At 67.3% G+C, this 20,038-nt stretch carries 21 protein-coding genes and 2 pseudogenes; 13 read left to right on the top strand and 10 right to left on the bottom strand.

The window, feature by feature from the left end; all coding sequences use genetic code 11:
- The first annotated feature begins 304 nt into the window (after positions 1 to 304).
- The 3 genes and pseudogenes from E5679_RS02830 (at position 305) to E5679_RS20740 (ending at position 1,269) form a co-directional block, all read left to right on the top strand.
- A pseudogene (locus E5679_RS02830) lies at positions 305 to 786 on the top strand (recombinase family protein).
- 75 nt (positions 787 to 861) lie between these two features.
- On the top strand, positions 862 to 996 hold the full coding sequence (locus tag E5679_RS21405) for a hypothetical protein (RefSeq protein ID WP_275092537.1): 135 nt from the start codon (positions 862 to 864) through the stop codon (positions 994 to 996).
- Between the two features lie 111 nt (positions 997 to 1,107).
- Complete coding sequence (locus E5679_RS20740; RefSeq protein ID WP_171042227.1) at positions 1,108 to 1,269, top strand: hypothetical protein; 162 nt, start codon at positions 1,108 to 1,110, stop codon at positions 1,267 to 1,269.
- 178 nt (positions 1,270 to 1,447) lie between these two features.
- Here the strand turns inward: E5679_RS20740 and E5679_RS20745 are convergent, their stop codons facing one another.
- The 3 genes from E5679_RS20745 to E5679_RS02840 form a co-directional block, all read right to left on the bottom strand.
- Complete coding sequence (locus E5679_RS20745; RefSeq protein WP_171042228.1) at positions 1,448 to 1,588, bottom strand: hypothetical protein; 141 nt, start codon at positions 1,586 to 1,588, stop codon at positions 1,448 to 1,450.
- A 308-nt stretch (positions 1,589 to 1,896) separates the two neighbouring features.
- Positions 1,897 to 3,303, bottom strand: a complete 1,407-nt coding sequence (locus E5679_RS02835; protein WP_138413581.1) for an NAD(P)-binding protein — start codon at positions 3,301 to 3,303, stop codon at positions 1,897 to 1,899.
- A 350-nt stretch (positions 3,304 to 3,653) separates the two neighbouring features.
- Positions 3,654 to 4,826 (bottom strand): serine hydrolase domain-containing protein, encoded by a 1,173-nt coding sequence (locus tag E5679_RS02840; RefSeq protein WP_249335914.1) that lies wholly within the window; start codon positions 4,824 to 4,826, stop codon positions 3,654 to 3,656.
- A gap of 243 nt (positions 4,827 to 5,069) precedes the next feature.
- Here E5679_RS02840 and E5679_RS02845 point away from each other — a divergent pair, with 243 nt between their 5' ends.
- Positions 5,070 to 5,414: a hypothetical protein gene (locus tag E5679_RS02845; protein ID WP_138413582.1), complete on the top strand. Its 345-nt coding sequence runs from the start codon at positions 5,070 to 5,072 to the stop codon at positions 5,412 to 5,414.
- A gap of 42 nt (positions 5,415 to 5,456) precedes the next feature.
- Here E5679_RS02845 and gvpJ read toward each other — a convergent pair whose 3' ends face one another.
- Both gvpJ and E5679_RS02855 read right to left on the bottom strand, forming a co-directional pair.
- Complete coding sequence (gvpJ, locus tag E5679_RS21675; protein WP_249335915.1) at positions 5,457 to 5,906, bottom strand: gas vesicle protein GvpJ; 450 nt, start codon at positions 5,904 to 5,906, stop codon at positions 5,457 to 5,459.
- Between the two features lie 197 nt (positions 5,907 to 6,103).
- Positions 6,104 to 6,640 (bottom strand): GNAT family N-acetyltransferase, encoded by a 537-nt coding sequence (locus E5679_RS02855; RefSeq protein WP_138413584.1) that lies wholly within the window; start codon positions 6,638 to 6,640, stop codon positions 6,104 to 6,106.
- 203 nt (positions 6,641 to 6,843) lie between these two features.
- Here E5679_RS02855 and E5679_RS02860 point away from each other — a divergent pair, with 203 nt between their 5' ends.
- From E5679_RS02860 to E5679_RS02885, 6 genes are all read left to right on the top strand, one after another.
- Positions 6,844 to 7,206 (top strand): hypothetical protein, encoded by a 363-nt coding sequence (locus E5679_RS02860; RefSeq protein WP_138413585.1) that lies wholly within the window; start codon positions 6,844 to 6,846, stop codon positions 7,204 to 7,206.
- Between the two features lie 15 nt (positions 7,207 to 7,221).
- Complete coding sequence (locus E5679_RS02865) at positions 7,222 to 7,518, top strand: hypothetical protein (RefSeq protein WP_138413586.1); 297 nt, start codon at positions 7,222 to 7,224, stop codon at positions 7,516 to 7,518.
- Between the two features lie 172 nt (positions 7,519 to 7,690).
- Complete coding sequence (locus tag E5679_RS02870; RefSeq protein WP_138413587.1) at positions 7,691 to 8,287, top strand: TetR/AcrR family transcriptional regulator; 597 nt, start codon at positions 7,691 to 7,693, stop codon at positions 8,285 to 8,287.
- A gap of 347 nt (positions 8,288 to 8,634) precedes the next feature.
- Positions 8,635 to 9,033 carry a hypothetical protein gene (locus E5679_RS02875; RefSeq protein WP_138413588.1) on the top strand — a complete coding sequence of 133 codons (399 nt, stop codon included), beginning with the start codon at positions 8,635 to 8,637 and terminating at the stop codon, positions 9,031 to 9,033.
- Positions 9,034 to 9,124: 91 nt separating this feature from the next.
- Positions 9,125 to 9,328, top strand: coding sequence for a cold-shock protein (locus tag E5679_RS02880; protein WP_138413589.1), 204 nt, complete (start codon positions 9,125 to 9,127; stop codon positions 9,326 to 9,328).
- A gap of 772 nt (positions 9,329 to 10,100) precedes the next feature.
- Entirely contained in the window at positions 10,101 to 11,138 is a 1,038-nt protein-coding gene (locus tag E5679_RS02885) for a LysM peptidoglycan-binding domain-containing protein (RefSeq protein WP_171042229.1), read from the top strand.
- 118 nt (positions 11,139 to 11,256) lie between these two features.
- Here E5679_RS02885 and E5679_RS02890 read toward each other — a convergent pair whose 3' ends face one another.
- Positions 11,257 to 12,333 carry a transglycosylase domain-containing protein gene (locus E5679_RS02890; RefSeq protein ID WP_138413591.1) on the bottom strand — a complete coding sequence of 359 codons (1,077 nt, stop codon included), beginning with the start codon at positions 12,331 to 12,333 and terminating at the stop codon, positions 11,257 to 11,259.
- Between the two features lie 482 nt (positions 12,334 to 12,815).
- Here E5679_RS02890 and E5679_RS21155 point away from each other — a divergent pair, with 482 nt between their 5' ends.
- Both E5679_RS21155 and E5679_RS21160 read left to right on the top strand, forming a co-directional pair.
- Positions 12,816 to 13,088: a TetR/AcrR family transcriptional regulator gene (locus tag E5679_RS21155; RefSeq protein WP_249335916.1), complete on the top strand. Its 273-nt coding sequence runs from the start codon at positions 12,816 to 12,818 to the stop codon at positions 13,086 to 13,088.
- Positions 13,088 to 13,324, top strand: a complete 237-nt coding sequence (locus E5679_RS21160) for a hypothetical protein (protein WP_249335917.1) — start codon at positions 13,088 to 13,090, stop codon at positions 13,322 to 13,324. The genes E5679_RS21155 and E5679_RS21160 overlap by 1 nt, the downstream gene beginning before the upstream one ends.
- A 101-nt stretch (positions 13,325 to 13,425) precedes the next feature.
- Here the strand turns inward: E5679_RS21160 and E5679_RS20750 are convergent, their stop codons facing one another.
- Entirely contained in the window at positions 13,426 to 13,602 is a 177-nt protein-coding gene (locus E5679_RS20750; protein ID WP_171042230.1) for a hypothetical protein, read from the bottom strand.
- 299 nt (positions 13,603 to 13,901) lie between these two features.
- Here E5679_RS20750 and E5679_RS02900 point away from each other — a divergent pair.
- Positions 13,902 to 14,729, top strand: a pseudogene (locus E5679_RS02900) (ComEC/Rec2 family competence protein); the annotation flags it as partial.
- Between the two features lie 232 nt (positions 14,730 to 14,961).
- On the opposite strand, the gene E5679_RS02910 reads toward E5679_RS02900, so the two are convergent.
- The 3 genes from E5679_RS02910 to E5679_RS02920 are packed head-to-tail and all read right to left on the bottom strand — an operon-like array spanning position 14,962 to position 20,036.
- Positions 14,962 to 15,693 (bottom strand): cyclodeaminase/cyclohydrolase family protein, encoded by a 732-nt coding sequence (locus E5679_RS02910; protein WP_138413593.1) that lies wholly within the window; start codon positions 15,691 to 15,693, stop codon positions 14,962 to 14,964.
- A 13-nt stretch (positions 15,694 to 15,706) separates the two neighbouring features.
- Entirely contained in the window at positions 15,707 to 18,874 is a 3,168-nt protein-coding gene (locus tag E5679_RS02915) for an HAD-IA family hydrolase (RefSeq protein WP_138413594.1), read from the bottom strand.
- Positions 18,875 to 18,881: 7 nt separating this feature from the next.
- Positions 18,882 to 20,036 carry an acetate/propionate family kinase gene (locus E5679_RS02920; protein ID WP_138413595.1) on the bottom strand — a complete coding sequence of 385 codons (1,155 nt, stop codon included), beginning with the start codon at positions 20,034 to 20,036 and terminating at the stop codon, positions 18,882 to 18,884.
- Positions 20,037 to 20,038: the final 2 nt, after the last annotated feature.

Raw genomic sequence — 20,038 nt, forward strand, 5'->3', positions numbered from 1 at the left:
GCGGTTCGGATGCCGCTTCGGTCGCCTCGCCTCGTGGGCCCACCCATGTCGGCGCATGGGCGAGACGGAGCCCCCAGTCAGCTTTCCGCTGGCCGGGGCTTCATCGCTGAGTGGGCACGACTCCCTCGTGATCGTCTCGTTAGATCCCAGAATTCGTCCTATTAGATAATCCTGCAAGCCCTAGGGGTGAATAGGACATGATCTTCGGCTATACCCGCGTCTCCAGTGTGGAGCAGGACGCGGCGCTGCAGCGGCGGGCACTGCTGGCCGCCGGCGTCGACGAGAAGCCATCTTCTCCGACGAGATCACCGGTGCCTCCGCTGCGGCCGCGCGCCCGGCGATGGCGAAGCTGCTGGACTACCTGCGGCCAGGGGATGAACTCCTGGTGTGGAGGATAGATCGGCTCGGGCGCAGCGTCGCCGACATGGTCGCCACTGGGAGCTCCTCCAGGAGAAGGGCGTCAAGCTCCGCTCCCTGGTCGAGCAGATCGACCCTGACACCCCGAACGGGCGGCTCATGCTGAACTTCATGGCGGTCCTGGCGGAGCATGAGCGGCAGCTGAACTCCGAACGGACGAAGGCCGGCATGGCCGCCGCGCGCGCCCGCGGGGTTAAGTTCGGCCGCAAGGGCCCGGACGCCAAGACGATCGCCGCCAAGCTCGCCACCGCCAAGAGCATGCTCGCCCAGAACCCCTCCGCGAAGGAGCCGCCAAGGCGATCGGCTGGTCCCGCTCCACCCTCTACCGCCATCTCCGCGAGCAGGAGGCGGTGCGGAGCGGGGGAGTAACGACGCGAGCCCGTGCCGCCTCCTAATACGCCTCCCTCTAGACCCTGCCCGCCAGAGACTGACAGGCAGCGCTTCATGAACGGGATCCTTGATGGCCGGCGACGGGATAAGCCCGAGCCGGTGCTCGAGCAGGTGCTCCTGCCCGAGCGGCACGAGTTGCGGGTCGCCGTCCCCGAGGGCGTCATAGTCCACGGGTATGTGCCCAGCTAAGAGATCTGGAACGAGTTCGTCCGGGTCAACATCGCCTTCGTCGACTTCCAGCAGGCCGCGGTCCATGACCGGCCTGCCCTTCAGCTGGCGGACGGGTCGTTTGCGCGGCTGGTGCAGGGGAGCGGCGGCGGGGGAGTGCGGTTCAGCAGTTGGTCGACGGCTTTCGTCCGTCCCGCCGCGGGCGCCGTGACGCTCGGGCTCGGCGGGGGACACCTCGGAAAGCCCGAGAAGGGCGTCCGGTTCACCCCGGTCATGGACCTCGAGATTCCCTAGCCGTGGGATAGCGGTGGCGCCGCCAGATCAAGAGCCTTTGGTCCTGAGACTGGCGAAAGCGCGGTGTTGAGAATGTGACTGGTGCGGGTTCGCCTGGGCGCCGGGCAGGTAGCGGGGCCCAACCCCCAGTGGCGAGCCCGCACCCGCTCGTGGCGCGATCACCGGAATTCTCCAGGGGTCAGGAGACGACGATCTCCTCGCTGTCGAAGAGCCCGTCCTCTTCGTCCCAGGAAGGCTCCTCTGGTGCGTCCTGGAAGTCCAGAGCGGGGTCCTCCCAGTTGGGGTGGCGGGCAGCATTGCGGTGGTCGCCGTTGACCATGGCACTCCTTCATCGTGGGAAAGAGGCCGCCCCGGTCGTGGTTGGCCGGGGCGGTTTGTCACATACGCGCTGAAGGGAGTCAGCCGCACGGGAGTGAGACTACGCCTCTCATCTGCTGCTGTACATGTGCGGAGGGCCCTAGCCGAGACGGCCCACTGCGCTCCCGGCCATAGACGTTCAACCGAATTTGCTCCCTAAGGGACGAATTCCTCATCGTATTCCTGCGTCGGCTGATCCGTCGTCTGGCGGCCGCGCGTGGCGACCCGGACCGTGGTCCCGGGAGCGTGCAAGGCGGAGTCCCCGCTCGGTCACAGTGGGACTGAGGCGGCGATCAGCCGCTGAAGGTTCGCCGGCGCGGCCGATGCGGCCTGGCCGTACCTGTGCAGCAGGGCGATCCGCGCCTCGTCTGTCGGGCTGACGTTCCGGGCCAAGCCGGAGAAGCTGTCGAGCCTGGAGCGGACGAGCCATTCCCTCAGATCGGGGTCCTGCCTCCAGCGTGCCTGGGCTGCCAGGTTGAACAGCATCGCTCCCAGCCAGTCCTGCGGCCGGTCGGTCATCGGGAATGGGGCGCAGAGCTCGTTCTTCTCCGCCTCGTCCCCCTTGGTGGCCTCTATGTGGGCGATGATGGCGCTGCTGAAGACGGGCTGGAGCGGGCGCACCATCTGCGGGGTGATCTTGCGCCCCTCGAAGACGGGGAAGGCGGGTCGGACGGCGACGCCCCGGGCCGAGCAGTCGATGTAGAGGCGGCGAAGGTCCGCTTCGACCGTGCCGTCGTCCAAGACGATCCTGTCGGGCTGGAGGCGACGGACCCGCCCCATGCGCACGACGCTGCGGATCTGCCGCAGGGCCTCGAGCTCGGCCTCGGAGACGGTCGCGCCGTGGTACATGCCCGGGGCCACCCCGGGGTCCAACCGCAGCATCTGCCCTGCGGCTTCCAGGCCGGTGAAGAGTTCCCCGACCGTGGCTGCAGTGGCCGCGATCTCGGCCTGGACAGCGAACGCGGTGAAGGTCTGCTCGAAGAACTCCTCGGCAGGCTGCAGCTTGGCCCGGTTCTGCATCCACGGATCGCGCGGCACGATCCAGGTGATCAGGTCCGGGGAAACGCCGTTCTCCAGCAGCCAGAGGCACACGTCGATGCCGGTCTTTCCCGCCCCGATGACCACGTACCCGCTCGGCGGCCGCGCCTGCTCCGGGAGCAGATTGGGCGGAATGCAGTGCACGCCGGGGGCCACCTCATACACGGGCGGGTGGGTCGAGGGGACCTCCGTGCGGAGGTACGAGGTGTCCACGACCTTCTCACGGACGCGCAGCTCGAGCGTTCGGCGGTCGAGCCGGGATGCAAGGCGGTGCGTCTGGTCGTAATCACCCTGGTAGTCGGTGAGGGGGAAGTAGTGCACCCGTCCGGTGGCGAGGAATTCGCGCATCACCTGCTCGTAGTAGGACAGGATCGTGGCGCTGCTGGCACGGTCGCAGAGGCCCAAGTTGAGGGGCGTGGTGTCGCGGGAGCCGTCGCTGAGCTGGCGGGAGTTGACCCCGTAGGTCGCCGAAGGCTGGTGGAGGCGGATGAAGGGGTAGGCCTCGTTCCAGTGACCGCCCGGGGCGTGATGTCGGTCTACGAGGGCAACCGTCGAGTCTGTCTCGTGGACCAGGACGTCGGCGAACGCCATGCCCACGGCACCGCTGCCGACGATCAGGTAGTCCGCTTCAAGGCTCACATTATCCTCCCGGGTCAGGCACGGAGATCAGGGGCCAGGGCAGAGAGCGCAGTGGGTCAGCCAGCTGGGTGGCCGTGCGAACAGTGTTCCTGCCCGGGCGGGATCTCATGTCCCTGGATGCAGGTCCTCTCCGGAGGGAGCGGTGGATCGTGCGAAGTGAAGAAGATTCCGCTCGATCCTCCCGACACCCCGGCATCTTCTCGCTTCAGCCATTCACCCAGATGCAATCCGTGGCGCTTCGGGTGCTCTTCGGACCCATGCTCCTTGTGCTCGAACGGGTTCTTGGCCATCGTGATCTCGTCCTTCCTGATTAGCGCCCCAAAGGATATTGGGAGTGGTTTCCGCTGGAGTCAATGGGCACTGCATAGCGAGTTGACCGTCTCGCTGAGCGTGGACTGCATCTGCTCGCCCATCGACTGGCGCTGCTGGTCAGCGCTGGGGTCCTCGGGGGTTCCGGGCAGGGGTGGCAGAGCGAGGACCATGGTCGCTGTGTACTTTCCGTCGCTGCTGGCCACGGCGACGGTGAAGGTGTACTCCTCGTTGCCCGCGATGTGGAACGATCCGCTGCTCGTGCAGCCCTGCGGGCCCTTCCAGATGCCGAGGGCGTAGGGCGCCGGCGAGGCGCCCTTCTCCATCTGCGCCAGCGATGCTGGCGAGAGGAGCCTGCCGCCGAAGAGGGCTGCGAGGAAGGCGTTCACGTCGCCCACCGTGGAGATCAACCCTTCGGCGGAGGAGCCGGCTAGGTGCGTGTTGTCCGTGGTGTCGATCCTCTGCCCGTGCAAGGTCAGGTAGCCGTGGAGGATGTCCTTCTGGGTCAGGTCGAGCCGGGACGTGGACGTGTGGGCCAGCCCGAGCGGGGCGATGACCTCTTCGTTGAGGACGTCGGGGAAGGGCTTCTTCCGCAGCGTCTGGACGAGCAGGCCGAGGGCTATGTAGTTGGTCTCGTCCCATTGGTAGTTTCCGACGGCGCTTGCGGGCCAGGGCTGGCCGGCGGCGTCCTTGAGCGCCTGCTCGAGCGTCAGCGGCTGGGCGAGGGCCGGGCGGAAGTCCACGCCGCCCATCGAGGCGGGGATGTAGCTGGGGATGCCGGAGGTCTGGCCGAGCAGCTCCCTGACGGTGATCGGCCCGGGCGGGTGGAGCTCGGCCTCGAAGCCGGGGATGACGCCGTTCACGGGGTCGTCGAGGCCGATCAGGTGGTCGTCGACCAGCTTGAGCACGGTGACCGCGGTGAACGTCTCGGTCAGGCTGCCCACCGACACCATGTCCCCGGGCTGGGCCGGGTCCTTTGTGTCGAGGTCCCGCACCCCGTAGGCGCTCGACCATTGCCCGCCGGGCCATCTCACTTGGGCGACGGCGGAGACGGCCCCACTGCCGATGAACAGCTTGGCCTGCTCGTCGAGGGAGGCAATGGCGGGGGACAGGCTGGCGCTCGGGGTGGATGAAGAGGTCGAGCCCGAGTACTGGCAGGCGGCGAGCATGAGAGCGAGGGGCAAGGCTGCGGCCATCCGTGACCGGCGTGCCATCGGGACCACGTCCCATCAAGTTTGAGGAATGACCGGCCTATGAGGCCCAGGCGGCGCCGAGGAGCGCGGACGTCCCAGCGGCATCAGGGTAAGCCCGAGCCCTCGGGGAGCGGGAGGGCGTGACGCGTCCACTTTCCCTCCAGCCGGGGACCTTTGCGACCGTTTGGGCGCGTTCTCGACCGCTGGCAAGCGCGCGTGTGGCAGTGTCGGTCGGGGGAGCATCGATGAAGATGGGGGATTGCGGTGATCGACAAGCGCGCGGCCAAGAACCTGCGGGCCCGGCTCGAGAAGGCGGCGAAGGACCTGGGGCCGGACGAGAAGCTCTGGCTCGAGGTCCACTCGCTCAGGCACCGGCGACGCGGCGGCAGGTGGAAGGCCGCGATCTGCCGGCGGCAGGAAACGAGCAAGGTGATTTCGGGCATGAGTTCAGACGGAGTCGTCTTCGGTCTCGACTATCCCAGCCAGCTCCCAGATTGGCTCGATGCCCTCGGGGTGGCCCCCGTGGAGCCGATGCCGGAGGACTGGAACGACATCACGGTCTTCGGGTGCGACGTCGAGGTCCTCGAGAATGAGACCGCCAGGTCCTGAACTCGACGCCAAGGCCGGGGCGTTTATCGCGATCTTCGCAATTCAGTCCTGGCCTCCGTCGTCGTCGCCGACGAGGTTCTCGGCTGCGTCCATGACGTGGCTGACCGCGCCCTCGACCTTCTCGGCAACTGTGGTGACTACGTCCTCGACCTTCTGCTGGACCGTCTCGATCGCATCCTTGGTCTTGTCCTTCGCGACTTTGCGGGCGAGGCCTTCGACGGTATTCTCGACCCCTTTCTGGACGATCTCCGTCAGGGGCCTGCCGCCCTGCTTCGTCAGGTCGAGGCGGCTGGTCGCCTCGGCGAAGCGGAGATAGGTGTCCACGCTCGCGACAACGATCCTGGCGTCGACGGTCAGCAGCTGGATCCCGAGCAGGGACACGCCAACGTAGGCGTCGATGACCAGGCCCTTGTCGAGGATCACGGTCAGGACGTCCGCCAGTGAGCTCGAATGGGGGCGGTCGAGGTAGCCACCACTGGAAGTGATGCTCACGGCTTCCATGCCTCGCGGTTCTGACAGCGGATGCCTGAAGTTGCCCAGCCGAGGTGGCCCCCAATCTGGTGCTCCCTTCGTCTGGGGGCAACGCTGGAGTACCGGGCGGAGAGCCGCCCCCTGGCGTCATTCGTCGCCCAGGACAGCAGATCGACTTCCTCATCGGCCTAATTCTTCGGGGCACCGAACGGTCCCGGTCACAGGATGCGCTGGTACATCCGGTGGTCCTCCCACGAGCCGGCGATCTGGATGTACTTGTGCGCGAGCCCGTAGAACTCGAAGCCGTTCTTCTCCAGCACCCGCTGGGAGGGCACATTCTGGGGCAGCGTCGCGGCCTCGAGGCGGTGCAGCCCGAGCCCGTCGCGGGCGATCTCCACGAGGACCCCGATCGTCTGGGTCATGATCCCTTGCCCCTGGGCGTGCTCGGCGATCCAGTACCCCAGGTGGGCGTTCTGGAACGCGCCGCGCACGACCGATGAGAGGGTGGCCCGCCCGATGATCGAGCCGTCCTGGACGAGGACGAGCGGTAGCGCGGTTCCCCTGAGGAGCTCCTCGAGGGAGTGGCGGATCGCCTGCTCCTGCCCTTCCTCGGTGTACCACTCCTCGGGGCGCACCGGCTCCCACGGTGCGAGGTACTCGCGGCTCTGGGCGTACGCACGCGCGAGCGGTTCGGCGTCCTCTGCCCTGAGGAGGCGCAGCATGGTGCCGTGGGCGAGCGTCCTGTCCGTCTCCATCGAAAGGAGCCTAGCCATCGCACCTCCCGCAACCTCGAACGAAGCCCAAGGGCGCCGCTTGTCGTGTTGCGTGACTGCAACTGTCATGTGCGGTCGGGACCAAAGTCCCTCCAGCCGCTTTCAAAACGCTGGATAAATTGGGGGCCTCGTACACCGCTGGGGGCAGCGCCTCCGCGTTGGAATCACTCGGGGGAGGTCTTTGCGTGGCACAGGAGGAAAGCGCCGGGACGGGCGCACTGTTCGAGGTGGGGGAGCGAGTACGGTTCCGCCGCGAGGTGAAGGACCCTGCAATGGCGCAGGTGAGGGCGGCAACGGGCGACCTCGGCGTGGTGGTCCACGTCCTTCCGGGCCTGAGCCCGGCGGCGGTCGTGGTGAAGCTCGACCGGGCACGGCTGCCGGAGTTCGCCCGGCTGGTAGTGCCCGCGGAACAGCTCGAGCTCGCCTTCCCCTCGGGCATGGAGGCGGCAGAGGTGGTGGCGGCCGCGGAGGCCATCACCCGCACAGCCTGGGCCGTCCCGCGCCCTCCGGCGACCGATCGGGGTGCGGGCCGGGCCAGACCCCAATGATGATCGCCGAGCACAGTGGACAGCTCCGCGAACCACCCTCCCGGCGGCTCTGAGGACCGGGCCCTCTGGGATGAGGCCGGGCTGCCATGCCGGGTCATCGCCGTCACACAGCACGGCGAGATCCACGGGTACCTGATCAGCAGGACCGATGAGAGGGGCAGGGTCGCCTGGCGCACCGCCTCGGGCCGGGTCCGGTACCTCCTCGCCCGCCCCTCCGACCTCCACCCGCCCAGCGGAGACCGGCCCTGGGAGGGTTTGGAGATCCCCTGGCTGCTCACGAGCAGGCCTACAGCACGCCCCAGGTCCGCCTGATCCGAAAAGAGCAGCCGCCGCATTGTGTATCCGGGCGGGCGCGACCACGGACAGAACGAGGAACCCGCGCGCCGGCCCCTCCGGCAGTCCGGACGGAGGGCCAAACGCCGCCCTGTCGGTGCGACCGCACGGACCGTTCTGTCTACCCGAGAGTAGTCAGTAACATGCGGGAATGACCATCGGCGAAGCAACGGGCAAACGGCTCACCCGTGCCGCGGTACCCGCACGACAGCGGGTCCTGGATGCCTCCTATGAGCTTTTCGCCCGACGCGGCATCCGGGATGTCGGGGTCGACGAACTGATCCACGCCTCTGGCGTGGCCAAGGCCACCTTCTACAAGCACTTCAAGTCCAAGGACGATGTCGTGCTCGCGTTCCTCCAACGCTGGTACGAAGAACGCACTGCCGCCATCGAGCAGGCAGTCGCCCGGTACGGGAACCGGGACGGGGGCGCCGTCCTGACCATCTTCGACCTGTTCGACGACTGGTTCCGGCAAGGGGCCGTGCAGGTCACGGCCTTCCTGCACGTCATGATGGAAATGGGCCCCCAGCACCCTCTCGGCAGGGCGAGCATCAGCTATCTCGAGAAGACCCGGCAGCAGATCGCGGACCTGGCCGAATCCGCAGGGCTCGCCGATCCCCAAGACTTCGCCTGGTCCATCCACATCCTCCTCAAGGGGGCCATGGTCGCCGACGCCGAGGGCGACGAGCATGCAGCCCAGAGGGCGAAACGAATGGCCCGAATCCTGATGGACTACCACCGGCCGTAAGCAAGGGCGGCACCGGCTGCCTTCTCGAGACGCCCGCGGCCGAGCTCGTGGCCTCCCCCGCGCCCGCTCCGACAAGGAGGGAACGGCTCGAGCAGCTTCCTCGAAACGCTCCAAGGAATGGCCGATGCCAGCCTCACCGCGGCCCACGCCCTTCGGCGAAGGCATCCGGCCTTCACACAATGGACAGTGGCTTCGGCGAAGGCATCCGGCCTTCACACAATGGACAGTGGCTTCGGCGCGCCTCTAGCCTCTAATCGAGTGAAGAAACCGGCTCATCCCCAACAGTGAAGCCCTTCGTGGGCGCCGCCAGGGCGGCCCCAGTAGCGCCTTGATGGGAGGGAGTCAGTGTGGACGACACAACCCTTGTGGCAAACCTCGTGTACGGGGGCACCTTCGTGGTCGGCAGTCTCGTGCTGTTCATCCTGGCAGCCCTTCTGATCGGCATGATGCTCCTTGCAGGGGTGGCCAGGGCAGTCCTGTCCCTCGCCGGCAGGGCCCGGCGCCCGTTCCTTTGGCAGGCGCAGCACTCGGCGGCAGCCGAAGCTGCGGTACCCTCGGACCCGCGGAATGCGGCGTTGCTTGAAAAGGCCAACGCGATCCTGGCCGCATTGCACGCCGGTGCGACCGAGGAGCAGGACGACGGGGCGGAGAACGGCCCCGCCACCGAAACTGCAGCGGTGCGGCGCGAGCGGCCAGGTGCTGACCCGGACACCGCCGTCCCGGTCACCACCGCTTGGAGGCAGTGAGCGCGGACACATAGGGTGGCAGGGAAGGACTGGCGTGAGAAGACCGGCCGCGAAGACTGCGGCCACGGCGCCAGCGGGGAAGGCAGCACCAATGGCTACAGGCACCGTGAAGTGGTTCAACTCGGAGAAGGGCTACGGCTTCATCGCCCCCGACGACGGGTCGGCGGACCTCTTCGCCCACTACTCGGAGATCGACGCGCGCGGCTACCGTTCTCTCGACGAGGGCCAGAAGGTCGAGTACGAGGTCGGGCAGGGCCAGAAGGGCCCGCAGGCCCAGAAGATCCGCCCCCTCTGAACGGACGGCGCGGCTAAACCCGGAACGGGGCTTCCCATTGGGAGGCCCCGTTCCGCTGTCCGAGGGCTCGGTTCAGCGCCGGCCGCTGGAGCTCGAGTTTCGGTGCGAGTCCGGGCCGTGCTGCTCGGACTGCTGGTGGTCGGCGGCCTGGGTCGGGACCGGCTGCGGCTGGGCCGCCTTACGAGCGATAGGCTGTGGTCACCCATAAACCACCCACTTTTGGGTGACCTGGCGGGAACAGTTGGGTAAGCTCGGCTCCACCTATTGGATAGTTTTCGCAGGTGAGAGGCTGAATCGGGGATGCGTTGGGCATCGTCGGGATCGTGCTTCTGTAAACAGAGGGTCACCGGTTCGAATCCGGCAGGGGGCTACGTGATCCATAGGATCCGGGGGAGCGGAGGCCCCCAAAGATCCCCGAGCTGTCTTCGTCGGGCGAGCCTTCGAGCGGGAGATGAGTGGGGGAGTGCGTTGTCCTCGGCGCGGATGCGTCCCAATCAGGTGGCGTAGTTCTGAGAAGGTATATGACTAGTGGCTACGGGATCCCGCCTTCTTCGACCGGCAGTTAACCCTCGAATCAGTAGAAGACGCGCCGCCGCTGCCATACCCACCGATCTCCGACCCACGTCATGACGCACTTGTAGCAAAGTTCAAGGAGAGACAAGAGCAAAAAAGACGTAGTCGCAACTTCGATAGGGCGCACCCTCGGCATGAAGCTCCAAGGATCCTTCGAGGAGACGTGCAAGCCTTGGCCGCGTTCGTTGGGATGCGCAATATGCTTCCTTTTGTGCGAGTGATCTGTGGGGGACGCCGTAGTCCGGCGTGGACGGTCTCGGTAATTCTGCTGGCTGTGCTCCTCGCCGGATGCTCGGCGCCTCCGCAGCCGAGCGCGGAATCTGTCTCGCCCGCACCGTCGGCCTCGCCGGCCCCGTCCGGTCCCGCCCCGCTGTCGGGGAAGATGGTTGCCGACTCGTGGAACAACGACGACTTCTATACACCGGTCTCCACTGACACATTGGCCGGGGTCGCGGCCTACTTCCATCTCTCAGCGGCCAGGCTCGCCCAGTTCAACGGGATGAGCATCGCGGACCCGCTCACCCCCGGCAAGCAGCTCCGGCTCATCCCGCCGCCCGACCCGACCCCAGGAGCGATGGGGAAGGCCACCTACGACGCGAACGGCATCCCGATCGAGTACGTCGTCGCGGAGAAGGACACCACAGGAGGACTGGAGTACCGATTCGGGCTCACGCTGCAGCAGTTGGCCGAGGCCAACCGTGTGGACCACGTGTACGAGCAGGGGAATGTGTACTACCTCCAGCCCGGCCGGCACATGTGGCTCCAGAAAAACCCCGTCGACAGCAGATCCGGCCGAGGAACGAGCGTCAACAATTCCTTCGGGCAGACCATTTACTACACCACCGTCGACGGTGACTCTTTCGATAGCCTCGGCTACAAATTCCGCTGCGCCACGGACCAGTTGCTGCGGTGGAACACGACCCTCACAGCAGATCGGCCCATACCCGCGGGGACCAAGGTAAGACTCATACCCAGTGAAGTCACCGTCGAGGGTGCACAGGGCTCCTTCACCGCCGACGCCGACGGGATCCCCCTGACCTACACCACCGCGCCCGGGGACACCGAGCGTCAGATCGCCTTCCGCTTCGGAGTGCCGGAGATCGCGGATCTGGAAGGCGCCAACCGCCCACTCACCGGCACAGACCGCGTCTGGTACACCTTCGCAGACTTGCCCTCCGGGGAGCTGAACCCGGGCCAGACCATCAGCCTCAACCTGACTAAACCTATCCACAAATGACCGCGGTGAGCCATCGAAAGTGTCGCTGCCGGCTAGGACGCGCCTGGGGACAGATTGTGGGGTTCGGGCCGAACCCATTGCCGCACTGTACCCATTGCCGGAGTGAGCCAGGGCTGGGTTAGCCGACGCCCGCGGACTGCAGCCGCTTGGCGACGTCCTGCGGCATCCGCGAACAGCCGTCCGGGTTGTCCTCGGTCGCCGCATGGTCTGCCGCGGTATCCGTGATCCCGATGGTCTTGACGGCAGCCTGCCAGCCGCCCATCCCCGCGAGCTGCCGTGGGACCCAGACGTTGGCCGCGCCGTTGATGAGCTCGACCGCCTCCGGACTCGCGCTTGCGCGGATGTCGAGGCCGCCGCCGGGCGCACGCCGCACGTTGTCCGGGTCCGGGAGCACCCCCATGAGCTGCGCCGACTCGAAGTCAGTGAGCTTCGAGGGCGGAATGCTGTAGTAGTACCAGCTTGCCGCGCAGATGCCGAACAGCTTCGGGCCGAACTGCGCGTAGTTGAGGTAGAGCTCCATGATCCGCTGCTTGGGCACGATGAGGGCGAATTCCGTGGAGAGCCCAGCCTCGATGCCCTTCCGCAGGGGATCGTGGCTCGGCCAGAGGAAGATGTTCTTGACGAGTTGCTGGGGGACTGTAGAGCCGCTCGGATCGGGCTGGCCCGAGGCGAACGCCTGCGCGCGTGCGGCGAAATCATCGCCCGAGAACGCGCCGACGCGCGTTCCGAGCTCCTCGTCTTCGTGCGCGACCACGGAGGCCACGGTGCAGCGGCTCACATGGTCGAGCGAGACGTACTGGTACACGATCGGCTCGCCGGCTTGGAGCATATACGAGGTCCGCGGCGGGGTGATCCAGATGTAGGCGAACGTCGCGACGAGGCTCGCTGCGAACGCGACGACGCTGATGACCGCCGTGAACCGCAGGGCCCGACGGAACCGTCCCCGAGGCTCCCTGGATTTGCGCCGCCTGGGCTTCGACGGCTGCGGGAAGCGGGGGAGACGGTCTCGCGGATCCTGCTCGAGAGGCTCCCAGTCCTCCTGCTCGGGCACAGTCAGGGGCGGCAGGCGACGGCGGTTCTTCCACCCCTGCTGCGCCAGCGCTGAGGGCTCGGCGTCCACCCGGCCCAACGGGGTGACCCCACGTCCAGGGAGGCGGGGAGGTGGCAGAGGCGTCGTGTCGGCCTGATAGTCCATGGTGAACGGGGCTCCTGAGGTTAGCGAGGGTGGTCCCATGGAGAGGGTGGGCCGGGTCAGTCTAGGCGACGAACCTCAACGCAAACGGCCGCCCACCCCGGAAGGCGGTCGCCGACGTCGTGCATAGGGCCGGGCGGAAGGCTAGTCCAGCGATCCGCTCATGCGGGCCGCGCGCTCCCAGTCCCCACTCCTAGAAGACCGGCCGGACGGACGCCGTTACCCGGAACTGCCCCGGCCACAGAACGGCACCTTCTCCCGGATGTCGGCACTCAAACACTAGGGCGGACGCCCGTGCGGTCCCTCCCCGCGAGTAGCGGTGCCACCGGGCCCGAGCGGACGCCGCTCCAATATTCTCGCCGTACCGACCGTTCTGTCTGCAATCAGGTAGTACGTACGATGCTGTGGTGACGTCCGGGTGAAATCGCCCGCGTGGTCACACGCCCAGGTCCGCCCGACAGCGAATCCTCGATGCCGCGTACGAATTGTTTGCCCGGCGCGGGATCCGGGACGTCGGAGTCGACGAACTCATCCAGAAGTCCGGGGTCGCCAAGGCAACCTTCTACAAGCACTTCAAGTCAAAAGACTATGTCGTGCTCGCCTATCTCGGTCGCTGGTACGAGGAACGGACACAAGCGATCAAACTCGCGGTCGCCCGCTACGGGACCCGCAACGGCGGGGCGGTGCTGACCATCTTCGACGTCTTCGAGGACTGGTTCCAGCAGGGCGCGGTCCAAGTGTCATCCTGCACGTTCTGATGGACATAGGGCCAGAACACCCTCTAGGCAAGGCGACCATCGGCTATCTGGAACGGACCCGACAGCAGGTTGCTGAAATTGCAGAGTCCGCCGGGCTGGCTGATCCGCACGAGTTCGCCTGGTCGATCCACATCCTCATCAAAGGAGCCATCGTGGCCGCGGCCGAAGGGGACACGCAGGCCGCCCAGAGGGCCAAGCGGATGGCGCGGGTCCTCATGAACGCCCACCGGCAGTAGCAGACAAGGCGGCTTGGCCATTGCTTGCCCGAGTCGATGCGGAGGTAGCGGCCGTCCCGTGGCGGGCATGGGAACAGAAACGCGCGTGGCCAACGCCTATCTCAGTCGTCTTCGTCGTCTCGGCGCGGCTTAGCCCTGTCGCCCTGGGCGGCGGGGAGGCGGAGTCGGAGGCGGACGGTCATGACGATGTGGCGGGCGAGCGCAAGGCGTTCCTCGCGGCTCATCTTCGCGATGGGCTTGCGGGGCCTCCAGGAGAATGGCGCATCATCCTCTGCCACATGATGAGCGTACCCGCGGGTCCAAGGGCGGCGGGGGAGTGCAGGCCTTGGATCCCCGACCTCTCGCATTTCGGCACCTGGCCCGCTTCGGACGCGAGGTTCTCCGGGCCGACCAGCCAGCGCAGGCTCCTCCACCGACAAGCTCATCCTCAGCCGAGACTGCTGGTCTTGGTGTTCATCGGGGTGGGCCTTCGAGGGGGAGACGAGGGGGTGAGGGCGTTGTCCTCGCGGGACGGGTCCGAATCCGGCGATCCAGTTCTCCGAAGGTATATACCTAAGGGACATTCAGCGGGGCGAACTTCGCGCTTGTCCTCGGAACTGTCGCCCTCGTCCTCCGAGCGGCCCGGCTCCCGCGGTGGGCCGTTGGCGTGACGTGCGGGCTGACCCTGCTCGCGTTCGTCGCCGTCGTCGGGCCCGAGGCCAGTGTCCTGCGCGCTGGTGCCATGGGGGCAGTCGGCCTGGTTGCCCTCTTCGCCGGTAGAGCCGGCACAGCCTGCGCGGCGCTGTGCTCGGCCGTCGTCGGCATCCTCCTCGCCGATCCAGCGCTCGCCCTCAGCTACGGCTTCATCCTCTCCGTGCTCGCCACACTCGGCATCACCCTGCTCGGGCGACCCCTCGCTGCAGCCCTGGCCCCACGTCTGGGCCACTGGTTGGCGCTGGTGATCTCCGTGCCGCTGTCGGCCCAGCTGGTCTGCGGTCCCGTCGTCGTGCTGCTCGACCCGGTATTCCAGTGTTGGACGCTGCCGGCCAACATCCTCGCGGGGCCGCTCGTGCCGCCGATCACCATCGCCGCGACCCTCTCGCTCGCCGTGGGGACGCTCTGTCCGCCGGTCGCGTGGCTCAGCACACTTGCCGCTGGCCCACCCGCCGTCGTCCTCGCTGGGCTTGCCCACGGTGCGGCTGCGTTGCCGGGATCCCGTCTTCCGTCGCCTGAGGGGGTCCTCGGCGCGGTCACGATGGCGGCTATGTCGACTGTGTCTGCGGCCCTCGTCCTTCTCTCAACCCCGGGAGCGGCGCGCCGAGCCCTGGGGCGAGCCTTCAGCTCGCGGGGCTCACCGAGAGGGCGGGAAGGCGCGCAAGGTGCGCCAGGACAGGATCGACCATTTCGACCGAGCGGAAAGCAATGACCCGACACTCAACAGCGATCCTCCCGATAGGGCGGAGAGCGCTGAACCTATTGCTCCCGCCGACAGGATGCTCCCGACCGATCCAATCGACAGGGTCGAGCCGACGGACCCGATCGACAGGACGGAGCCCACGGAGCCAATGGACAGCACCGAGCCCCGTGACCACAGGGACAGCACCGAGCGAGGAGAGGGCCGACGGGCGGGGAGCGCGGTTGACGTGGCCATTACCCCATCATCCACCGCTGCCGCTGCTCCGCGGCCCGCTGGCGTTCCTGATGGTGGGCGCAGAGGTGTCCGTGGGCGCGGCGCGATGGTCGATCTCGGCAGTCAGGGCGTCGATCCGGGCAATCGCCTCGTTGAATTGCGCGACCTTGGACCACAAGTCCGGATGATCCTTCTGGATCTGCTTCAGCGTCTTGCCTCCCGAACGGAGCGCTCCAAGGTCGAAACTCACGTTGGTTCGGGCTCCGGTGACAGCGGCCCGCAGGGCCCCGAGCGCGACCACGACGTCCGCCACCAGCGCGGGGTTGCCGTGGGTCGCGAGCCAGGCCAGATCGTCGAGGGCTTCGCAAGCCCTCTCGCCGACAGCCGCAGATGACCTGGCAGCATCCAAGGACGCGTTTCGGACGGCTTCCTCGCGCGCCGGACCCGGATCGAGGCGGAACGCGGCGCCAAACGCCTGAGAAGCCGACGCGTCGTCGTCGGCCAGCCTGAGAGCAGACGCGCGAAGAGACTGCGCCCGCGCGCGAATCCGGTCGACCTCGGCGCGCGCTTGCCCCTCCGTCTCGGTGTAGCCCGCAACCATGGAAGCCAACGAGGAGGCAACGGCAAGCATCAGGCCCGTTCCGGCACCGCCACCGGGTGAACCGGTAGACAGGGCCAAGGCGCTGGTCCACTCCTCAACCGTTGAGCTCCGCGTACTGACTTCCGAGCTTTGGGCACTGGCTTCGCGAGAATCACTCATGGCGTCCAGTCTGCTACCCCTCGAGGAGCGTGAAATGCTGTGACGCCCCGGGCGACAGCAGGACCTCCTGGTCGCCCAGCCGCAGGCATATCGGGCCAGCGTCGCCCGGGGCTGACGAGACGGAGAGCCGATGGCGCTCGAGGCGGATGTCAAGGAGGTGGTCCCTATACCGGACCCGGAAGGCGACTGAGCGCAGCTCGTGGGGCAGCTGGGGCGCGAAGACGAGTGCGTCGGAGGTGAGACGGAGGCCCGTGAAGCTGCGCTGCACCACGTCGATCGTGCCGGCCATGGCCCCCAGATGAACTCCCGCGCGGGTTGTTCCGCCCTGAGTGTCGTCCAAGTCTGCATCCAGCGCCTCTCGGAATGTCTCCCAGGCCCTTTCGGGATCCATGCTCGCGAGCACGGACGCGTGCGCCACGCGGCTGAGCGTGGAGCCGTTCGCCGTCCTGGCGAGGTAGTAGTCGACTGTCGTGGCGAGCTGTTCGCGCGTCGTCGGGTAGCCGAGCCGCTCGAGAAGCAGCATGAGCTCGTCCTGACCGAAGAGGTACAGGAGCATGAGGGCGTCGGCCTGCTTGGCCAGGCGGTAGCGGTTTGTGCTGTCCCCCTCGGCCTCGAGAATCAGGTCAAGCCGCTCGATGTTGTGATAAGTGTCCCGGTAGCCCGCCCAGTCGAACTCCATGAGGTCTCCATAGCCCGCGAATTGGCTGATGACTCCGTCATGGAAATGAAGGGCCATACGGCGGCTCATTCGGTCCCAGCGTTCACGCTCGGAAGCCCGGATCCCGAGACGATCGATCAGGTCGGCCAGATCGTGGCCCTCCAGGAGGTCGAGGACGCGGCACGCCGCCTGGCACACCCAGGCCACCATGACGTTCGTATAGGCGTTGTCGTCGATCCCGTCCGCCGGATGATCGGGGTAGCCCGTGTGGTATTCGTCCGGGCCCATCACGCCGCGGAGGTGGTAGCGGTCCTCCTGCCGATCGTAGTCGGCGAGTGAGGCGAACAGCCTCGTCACATCAACGATGAGCTGCGCCCCTTGCTGGAGGAGCCAGTATCTGTCGTTCGTGGCCTCGAAGTACTGCCACGCGTTGAACGCGACTGCGAGGCCCACGTGGCGTTGCCGTCGCGAATTGTCCTCCACCCAGCGTCCGGAGCGGGGATTGAAGATCCATTCCGGCGTCTCCTCTCGGCCGTCGCTTCCGCTCTGCCAAGGGAAGAGCGCCCCGTCGAGTCCTCGGAGCCGAGCGGCCTGCCGGGCCGCCGGCAGCCGGCGCCAACGGTAGGCGATGAGCGAGCGGGCGACGGCTGGAAGCCGCGAGGTGATCAGCGGGAGCACGAAGAGCTCGTCCCAGAAGACATGGCCGCGATAGCCCTCTCCATGCAGGCCGCGGGCCGGAACGCCGACGTCGAGGTCGGCGACGAACGGGGCGAGCACTTGCAGCACGTGGAAGACGTGGAGGTTCACCACGAGCTGCACGTGGGGCGGCGCATCGACGCCGACGGTGAAGAGCGGCAGGAGCCGACTCCAGGCCGCCGAGTGTTCGGAGAGAAGCTCATCGAACGATCGCTGCGAGCGTTCCAGGACAGCAACCGCTCCCGTCCTGGGCGATGAGATGGCGCGGTCCCGCGAGGTAGCGAAGGCCGCAGTCTTGACGACCCGGATCGGGACCCCATCCTTCATCGAAAGCGCAAACCGCTGGAAATGCAGCCCGCCGATGAGCCCGGGGCTGCGCTCCATCGCCTCGTCGCCCTCGACGACGGTGCGCATCGCCACGGCAATCCGCACCCTGCTCTGCGTCGTCTCTCCCTCGGCAATGAGGAAACCCTGCGCGCCCCCGGATGCTTCGTCGTCGTCCGCCGTGCCCACATCAAGCAGGTGCCGCCGCGCCAGCAGCGCGTCTTCGAAGACGTTCTCATTGCTCACGTCCATATCGACTCCGCTGCGGACGGCCACCGTCCCGCTCCAGCCCTCGGCGGTGAGCACCGTCTCAAGCGCCACGAGCTGCCGCTCCGCCATCGAGACGAAACGGCGCTGCCGCACTCTGAGCCGTCGCCCCTGATCATCGAGCAGCATCGCCTCCCGCGTGAGAATTGCCTGCCGCAGGTCCAGGACTCGGCGCTCTGAGGCGAGCGTCAGGGAGCCCTCGGACCACCAGCCCCCGTCCTCGAGCCGCACATCGAGGTGCAGCCAGTTCGGCCCGTTCACCATGTGCTCGTCTTCGGTCTCGCGGCTTTCGACGAGATTGGAGACCCGGTTGTAGACCCCGCTGAGGTATGTGCCGGGGTAGCCCACGCCGCCCCGGCCGCTCTCGGGCGCGGCACCCCGCACGCCGATGTACCCGTTGCCGAGCGTGGTGAGGGCCTCGCGGTGCCCTTCGTGGCCGGGGTCCGAGCCCTCGTAGACGAGCAGCCAGGGGTCGGCGATGACGAGGCCCAAGTCCAGCTGCCCGACGTCGTCGAGCACGACGTCGGCCCCAGCTGCCTCGAGCTCAGCCCGGTGGCCGCCCCTGTCGATCCCGACGACGAGCCCGAAGCCGCCGCGCCGGGCGGCCTCGACTCCCGCGGTCGAATCCTCGATGACCACGGAGCGTGCGCTGGGCGGCCCCAGCCGCCGCGCCGCCTCGAGGAACAGGTCCGGCTCCGGCTTGCCCGGCAGCCCAAGCCGCGCGGTTTCGACGCCGTCCACTACGGCGTCGAACGACCTCTCGAGATGGGCCGCGTGGAGCACAGCTTGGGCGTTCCGGCTGGCCGTCGCGAGGGCGACGGGAACCCGACCCGCGCGAAGGCGCTCAAGCAGGGCCACGGTTCCCCCGAAGGCGGAGACGCCGGCTTCAAGGCGCTTGCGGAAGAGCTGGTCCTTCAGCGCACCAAGTCCGAAGGCCGTCCACGTCCCCGGCTCGTCGGAAGGATCACCGCGGGGAATCTGGATGCTTCGGGACCGGAGGAAGGCCAGGACGCCCTCCTCCCTGGGGCGCCCGTCCACGAAGTCAAGGTAGTCGCTGCGCCGGAAGGGCCTCACGTCAGTCCCCGAAACGAGCCGCGGATCTTTCAGGACCTCGTCGAACAGCTCTCTCCACGCGGCCTCGTGGACGATCGCGGTGTCGGTGACCACCCCGTCGAGGTCGAAGATCACCGCGTCGAAGGGCGGCTTCGCTGCCTCCCAGGTCGGGGACCTCGTCATGGCCGGCTCAGCGCACGGCGGAGGTTCGCACGACCGCCGCCGTCGCCTCGGCAATAGCGCGTTCTTCATCGGTCGGCACGACGAGCACGGCGATGGCTGAGCCCTCCGTCGAGATCACGCGTGGATCGGGGGAGCGGAGGGCATTGGCATCCGGATCGACAGCTACGCCGAGGGCGCCGAGCCGATCCGCGACCAAGCTCCTGAAGACGGTGGAGTTCTCGCCGATCCCGGCGGTGAAGACGATCGCCTGTGCGCCGCCGACGGCGACGTGGTAGGCGCCGATGTACTTGGCGAGCCGGTAGGCGGCGACGTCGAGGGCCCTCTGCGCTTTCGCCTCGCCGCGCTCCACCGCCCCGACGAGAGTGCGCATGTCGTTTGAGCCACCGAGCCCCTTGAGCCCGGATTCGCGATTGAGCAGGTCGTCGATCTCGTCCGGGCTCATGCCCTGCCGCCCCAGGTACACGAGGATGGACGGATCCAGATCCCCCGAGCGGGTGCCCATCACGAGTCCTTCGAGCGGCGTGAAACCCATCGAGGTGTCCACGGACCGGCCTCCCTGCACCGCTGTTGCGGAGGCGCCGTTGCCGAGATGGAGCACGACGGCGTTGAACGCCTCGAGCGGGAGCTCCAGCAGGGCGGCGGCCCGACGGGCAACGTACTCGTGCGAGGTTCCGTGAAATCCGTAACGGCGGATGCCATGCCGGGTGTACAGCCAGTCCGGAACGGCGTAGCGCCAAGCGCGTTCGGGAATGGTCCGGTGGTAGGCCGTGTCGAAAACCGCCACCTGGCGCATTCCCGGCCATTTCTCCTCGATGGCCCTGATGCCTACTACATTGGCAGGGTTGTGAAGGGGAGCGAGGGGATTGAGCCGCTCGATGGCCCGTGTGATCTCGTTGTTGATCAGCACAGGTTGGGAGAAGCGCTCGCCGCCATGCACCACTCGGTGTCCGACCGCGTCGATCTGGCGTCCGCCGAGGGCGTCCTGAAGCGCGGCGTCCACGACGTCGAGGGCCGCCTCATGATCAGGGATCTCGATCTCGCCGTCCTCAGCGGGGAAGCCGATTCGCTCTACAATGCCCTCGACGAGGACCTCATCCGCGTCGACGTCCCGCAGCTGGTATTTGAGCGAGGATGAGCCGGAGTTGATGACGAGGACGAGCATGA

The sequence above is a fragment of the Sinomonas gamaensis genome (assembly GCF_005876955.1).
Taxonomy (GTDB): domain Bacteria; phylum Actinomycetota; class Actinomycetes; order Actinomycetales; family Micrococcaceae; genus Sinomonas; species Sinomonas gamaensis.